The organism is Rhizobacter sp. P2_H2 (assembly GCF_056403375.1).
In genome coordinates, this window is the sequence record NZ_JBFUFP010000239.1 from 1 (window position 1) to 6,364 (window position 6,364).

The 6,364-nt window shown below is 68.4% G+C and carries 7 protein-coding genes; all 7 read left to right on the forward strand.

Going from position 1 to position 6,364, the window contains the following annotated elements; translation table 11 throughout:
* Positions 1-573: GTPase (locus tag AC1D15_RS14400; RefSeq protein WP_477826524.1), on the forward strand; the 573-nt coding region annotated here is incomplete at its 5' end.
* Between the two features lie 23 nt (positions 574-596).
* Positions 597-1,940, forward strand: a complete 1,344-nt coding sequence (gene hflK / locus AC1D15_RS14405) for an FtsH protease activity modulator HflK (RefSeq protein ID WP_465112310.1) — start codon at positions 597-599, stop codon at positions 1,938-1,940.
* Between the two features lie 33 nt (positions 1,941-1,973).
* Positions 1,974-2,900 (forward strand): protease modulator HflC, encoded by a 927-nt coding sequence (hflC, locus tag AC1D15_RS14410; RefSeq protein WP_477826525.1) that lies wholly within the window; start codon positions 1,974-1,976, stop codon positions 2,898-2,900.
* A gap of 12 nt (positions 2,901-2,912) precedes the next feature.
* On the forward strand, positions 2,913-3,101 hold the full coding sequence (locus tag AC1D15_RS14415) for a DUF2065 domain-containing protein (RefSeq protein WP_047502536.1): 189 nt from the start codon (positions 2,913-2,915) through the stop codon (positions 3,099-3,101).
* Between the two features lie 151 nt (positions 3,102-3,252).
* Positions 3,253-4,419, forward strand: a complete 1,167-nt coding sequence (locus AC1D15_RS14420; protein ID WP_477826526.1) for an ATP phosphoribosyltransferase regulatory subunit — start codon at positions 3,253-3,255, stop codon at positions 4,417-4,419.
* A gap of 45 nt (positions 4,420-4,464) precedes the next feature.
* Positions 4,465-5,796, forward strand: coding sequence for an adenylosuccinate synthase (locus AC1D15_RS14425; protein ID WP_465112312.1), 1,332 nt, complete (start codon positions 4,465-4,467; stop codon positions 5,794-5,796).
* A gap of 18 nt (positions 5,797-5,814) precedes the next feature.
* Positions 5,815-6,336 (forward strand): phosphoribosyltransferase, encoded by a 522-nt coding sequence (locus AC1D15_RS14430; RefSeq protein ID WP_047502856.1) that lies wholly within the window; start codon positions 5,815-5,817, stop codon positions 6,334-6,336.
* Positions 6,337-6,364: the final 28 nt, after the last annotated feature.

The following is a 6,364-nucleotide window of genomic DNA, read 5'->3' on the forward strand; positions in this document are numbered from 1 at the left end:
ACGCTGTTCAATGCGCTCGTGAAGGCGAAGAGCTATTCGGCCGACCAGCTGTTCGCGACGCTCGACACCACCACGCGCCAGCTCTACCTCGAAGACATCAGCCGCTCGGCCGCGCTCTCGGACACCGTCGGTTTCATCCGCGACCTGCCGCACAAGCTGGTCGAGGCCTTCGAGGCGACGCTGCAGGAGGCGGCCGACGCCGACCTGCTGTTGCACGTGGTCGATGCCGCGAGCCCGGTGCTGGCCGAGCAGATGGCCGAGGTGCAGCGCGTGCTGGGCGACATCGGCGCGGCCGACATCCAGCAGGTGCTGGTCTACAACAAGCTCGACAAGCTCGAATTCGCGCAGCACCCCCGCTATCACGCCGACGTGCTGGAACTTGAAGGCGGCGTGCGAGTCCCACGCGTCTTCGTCAGCGCGCTCGACGGCCGCGGCCTGCCGGAACTGCGCCGCATCCTGTCGGCCGCGGTGGCCGGCACGCTGCAGGACGACTTGAACGCCATGCATTCATCCTCAACTCCGCCGTTGGCGTATCCCTCGGATCCGTCCGAGCTGCCCGACGCCGCAGCGTGAGCCCGAATCCTCTGCACACCCACATGACCATGAGCTCCAACCCAGTTCTGCCTGCCGCCGGCCCCGCCTCGCAGGTTCGTGACGTGGCCCATGCAGCCAAGGCCTTGCTGTCCGGTCTGGGCGGCGCGGCCTTCGCCAGCCTGCGCGGTGCGCGCTCCGGCGTCCAGGCCCCGGTGCTGAACAGCGGCGGCCGCGGCGACGGCCCGCCCGACCTCGACGAGCTGTGGCGTGATTTCAACCGCAAGCTGAGCGGCCTGTTCGGCGGCAAGGGCGGACAGCGCTCGAACGGCTCGGGCGGCGGCAGCGGTGGCAATGGCGGCGGCCCCGACATGCGCAGCGCCGGCATCGGCATCGGCCTGATCGCCGGCGTGGTCGTGCTGATCTGGGCCTTCAGCGGCTTCTTCATCGTGCAGGAAGGCCAGCAGGCGGTCATCACCTCGTTCGGCAAGTACAGTCACACGGTCGACGCCGGCTTCACCTGGCGCTTCCCGTACCCGTTCCAGGCCCACGAGACGGTGCCGGTCACGCAGCTGCGCACCAAGGAGATCGGCCGCAGCAACGTGGTGCAGGCCACCGGGCTGCGCGATTCGTCGATGCTGACGCAGGACGAGAACATCATCGACATCCGCTTCAGCGTGCAGTACCGGCTGAAGGATGCGCGCTCGTACCTGTACGAGAACCGCAACCCCGATGACATCGTCGTCGAGCAGGCCGCCGAATCGGCGGTGCGCGAGATCGTCGGCAAGGCGAACATGGACTCGGTGCTGTACGAGCAGCGCGATGCGATCGCGATCGATCTCGTCAAGTCGATCCAGACCCAGCTCGACCGGCTGCGCACCGGCATCCTGATCGTCAACGTCAACGTGCAGAGCGTGCAGGCGCCCGAGCAGGTGCAGACCGCGTTCGACGATGCGTTCCGCGCCGGTGCCGACCGCGAGCGCGCGAAGAACGAGGCGCAGGCCTATGCGAACGACGTGATCCCGAAGGCGCAAGGCACGGCTGCACGGCTGCGCGAGGAGTCCGAGGCCTACAAGGCCCGCGTCGTCGCGACGGCCGAGGGTGATGCGCAACGCTTCAACCAGGTGTTCACCGAGTACCAGAAGGCGCCCGGGGTCACGCGCGACCGCATGTACATCGACACGATGCGGCAGGTCTATTCGAGCGTCAGCAAGGTGATGGTCGACACGCGCGACAACTCCAACCTGCTGTACCTGCCGCTCGACAAGCTGATGCAGCAGGTCGGCAGTGCCGTGCCGGCCACCACGGCGCCGGCCACCACGCCCACCGAGGCCCCGGCCGGCACCCCGGGCAGCGTCGACATCCGCTCGCGCGACGGCCAGCGCAGCCGCGACCGCGACGGCCGCTGATCCCACGGCGAAGAGAACCGCAGAAAGCTCACCATGAATCGACTCGCCATGCTCGTCGCCGGTGCCCTGGTGGCACTGATGCTGCTGTCCTCCGTCCYGTTCATCGTCGACCAGCGCCAGTTCGCGGTCATCTATGCACTGGGCGAGATCAAGGAAGTCATCTCCGAACCGGGCCTGAAGGCGAAGCTGCCGCCGCCGCTGCAGAACGTGGTCTTCCTCGACCGCCGCGTGCAGACGCTGGACAGCCCCGAGACGCGCCCGATCTTCACCGCCGAGAAGAAGAGCCTGGTCATCGACTGGCTGGTCAAGTGGCGCGTGATCGATCCGAAGCAGTTCATCCGCAACAACGGCACCGACATGCGCAATGTCGAGAACCGCCTGAGCCCGATCGTGCAGGCCGCCTTCAACGAAGAGGTGACCAAGCGCACGGTGCAGGCGATGCTCGCGACCGACCGCGACCGCGTGATGCAGGGTGTGCGGGTGCGCCTGACCGACGAGGCGAAGGCCTTCGGCATCGAGATCATCGACGTGCGGATCAAGCGCGTCGACTTCTCGGCCAACGTGACCAGCTCGGTCTACAGCCGCATGGAATCCGAGCGCAAGCGCGTGGCCAACGAGCTGCGTTCGACCGGTGCGGCCGAAGGCGAGAAGATCCGCGCCGATGCCGACCGCCAGCGCGAGGTGATCGTCGCCGAGGCGTACCGCGATGCACAGAAGGTGCAGGGCGATGGCGATGCGAAGGCGTCGGCGATCTATGCCGAGTCGTTCGGCCGCGATCCGCAGTTCGCCCAGTTCTACCGCAGCCTCGAGGCCTACCGCGCAACCTTCCGCAGCAAGTCCGACGTGATGGTGGTCGATCCGTCGGGCGAGTTCTTCAAGGCGATGCGCGGCCCCGGGCGCGAGTCCGCCGCGGCGCCGGCGCGCGTCAAGAAGCACGCCGCCTCTGCTGCCGCCGAGTGACCTGCGCGATTCATGTCGGACACCCTGCTGGCCGCGCTGGCGTTGATGCTGGTGCTGGAGGGCGTACTGCCGTTCATCAGCCCGGGCGCCTGGCGGCGGGTGTTCGAGCGAGCGACCCGGCTGTCTGACGGCCAGATCCGGTTCATCGGGTTGAGCAGCATGCTGGCCGGACTCATCGCGCTCTACTTCTGTCTGGGCTGAACGCGGCGTCGGCAGGCGTGGATCCAACGGCCACCGTGGATCCGGCTCCGCCGGTCCAGTGGTGGCGCCCCCTCGAGGGGGAGGCGCGTCAGCGCCTCGGGGGTGGGTCATCCCCCCGGTACAATCTCGTTTTTAATACCCGGTGATTCACATGTCGTCTGCTTGGCTCCTGCCCGAGCACATCGCCGACGTCCTGCCTGCGCAGGCGCGGCGCATCGAGGATCTGCGTCGAGACCTGCTCGACGGGGCTCGCAGCTACGGCTTCGAACTGGTGATGCCGCCGCTGCTGGAGCACATCGAATCGCTGCTGTCCGGCACCGGCCGTGAACTCGACCTGAAGACCTTCAAGCTGATCGACCAGCTCAGCGGCCGCACGATCGGCGTGCGCGCCGACACCACGCCGCAGGTCGCGCGCATCGATGCGCACCTGCTGAACCGCCAGGGCGTGGCCCGGCTGTGCTACTGCGGGCCGGTGCTGCACACCCGCCCGGCCGGCCTGCACGTGACGCGCGAGCCGCTGCAGTTCGGTGCCGAGATCTATGGCCACCGTGGCCTCGAGGCCGACCTTGAAGTCCAGGAACTCGCGCTCGACCTGCTGCAGCGCGCCGGTGCGAACCAGCTGACGCTCGACATGGGCGACGCACGCATCGTGCGGGCGCTGCTGGCCGGCAGCGGCCTGCCGGCGTCGGCGGTGGCCGCGCTGTATGCCGCGCTGGCCGCGAAGGACCAACCCAGCGTGGTCGAGCTCACGGCGTCGTTGCCCGAGCCGTCGCGCAGCGGCCTGCTGGCGCTGCTGCGGCTGTATGGCGGCGAAGAGGTGCTGGCGGCAGCCCGCACGCAATTGCCCGCGCTGCCGCTGATCACCGCGGCGCTCGACGACCTGCAGTGGCTCACGCAGCACCTGAAGCAGGCCCACGCCGGCGTGCGCATCGGCTTCGACCTGGCCGACCTGGGCGGCTACGACTACTACAGCGGCGCGCGCTTCGCGGTGTATGCCGCCGGCTCCAGCGATGCGGTGGCGCGCGGCGGCCGCTACGACGAGGTCGGCGCGGTGTTCGGCCGCACGCGGCCCGCAGTCGGCTTCAGCCTGATCGACCTGAAGGAGCTGGTGCTGATCGCGCCGCCGCGGGCGATGCGGGCGGCGATCCGTGCACCCTGGGGCGAGGATGCCTCGCTGCGCGCCGCGATCCGGCAACTGAGGGAGCAGGGCGAGTCGGTCGTCTGCATCCTGCCGGGGCATGAACACGAAGGCCAGGAATTCGACTGCGACCGCGAGCTGGTCGCGCAGGCCGGCCAGTGGCAGGTGYGAGCGCTCTGACGCCGCCTGCCGATCCACCCATTCGAGACATTGGACAGGACAGACATGGAACAGACACGCGGCGGCCACAACGTGGTCGTGGTCGGCACCCAGTGGGGTGACGAAGGCAAGGGCAAGGTGGTGGACTGGCTGACCGACCACGCGCAGGCGGTGGTGCGCTTCCAGGGCGGCCACAACGCCGGCCACACGCTGGTGATCAAGGGCGTGAAGACGGCGCTGCAGCTGATCCCGTCGGGCATCATGCGCGAGGGCGTGGCCTGCTACATCGGCAATGGCGTGGTCGTCGATCCGGTGCACCTGCTCGGCGAGATCGAGCGCCTGGAGGCCATCGGGCTCGAGGTGCGTTCGCGCCTGTTCATCAGCGAATCCTGCCCGCTGATCCTGCCGTTCCACGTCGAGGTCGACAAGGCGCGCGAGGCGCTGCGCGAGACCAGCGGCGCCGGCAAGATCGGCACCACCGGCAAGGGGATCGGGCCGGCGTATGAAGACAAGGTGGCACGCCGCGCGCTGCGCGTGCAGGACCTGAAGCATCCGGAGCGCTTCGCGAAGAAGCTGCGCGAGCTGCTGGAGCTGCACAACTTCGCGCTGGGCGGCTACCTGAAGTCGAAGCCGCTGGAGTTCCAGCCGATCTACGACCTGGCGATGAAGGTCGCTGAGCAGCTCAAGCCGATGCTGGCCGACGTGGGCTACACGCTGTTCATGAAGCACCGCGAGGGCGCCAACATCCTGTTCGAGGGCGCGCAGGGCACGCTGCTCGACATCGACCACGGCACCTACCCGTACGTGACCTCCAGCAACTGCGTCGCCGGCAACGCCGCGGCGGGCGCGGGTGTCGGGCCGGACCTGCTGCACTACATCCTCGGCATTACGAAGGCATACACCACGCGCGTGGGCAGCGGCCCGTTCCCGACCGAGCTCGACATGAACGAGCCCGGCACGGTCGGCCACCACCTGTCGACCGTCGGCCAGGAGCGCGGCACCGTCACCGGCCGTCCGCGCCGCTGCGGCTGGCTCGATGCCGCGCTGCTGAAGCGCTCGATGATCATCAACGGCATCTCGGGCCTGTGCATCACCAAGCTCGACGTGCTCGACGGCCTGCCGGAGATCAAGGTCTGCGTGGGCTACGAACTGGACGGCAAGCGCATCGACATCCTGCCGCTGGATGCCGACGACATCGTCGCCTGCAAGCCGATCTACGACACCTTCCCGGGCTGGACCGAGCGCACCGCCGGCATCACGCAATGGGATGCGCTGCCGCTGAACGCGCGGCGCTACCTGGAGCGCGTGCAGGAGTTCATCGGCCGGCCGATCGACATGGTATCGACCGGTCCCGACCGCGAGCACACCATCCTGCTGCGCCACCCCTATCAAGCCTGACGCCTGGAGCCTTTGAACATGCTGACCGACGACGGCAAACACCTTTACGTGTCCTGGGACGAGTACCACATGCTGATCGAGCGCCTGGCGCTCAAGGTGCATGCCTCGGGCTGGGAGTTCGACCAGATCCTGTGCCTGGCGCGCGGCGGGATGCGACCGGGCGACGTGCTGTCGCGCGTGTTCGACAAGCCGCTGGGCATCATGTCGACGAGCTCGTACCGGGCCGAGGCCGGCACCATCCAGGGCCGGCTCGACATGGCGAAGTACATCACCCTGCCGAAGGGCGAGCTCGCCGGACGGGTGCTGCTGGTCGACGACCTGGCGGACTCGGGCGTCACGCTGCGCGCGGTGGTCGACCGGCTGCGCGGCATGCCGGCGATCGCCGAACTGCGCTCGGCGGTGATCTGGACCAAGGGCGTGTCGAGCTACACGCCGGATTACTACGTCGAGCTGCTGCCGACGAGCCCGTGGATCCACCAGCCGTTCGAGGAGTACGACGAACTCCGCCCGGACGGCCTGGCGAAAAAGTTCGCCATTTGACGAGGCGGGGCGCACAAAGCAAAAAGCC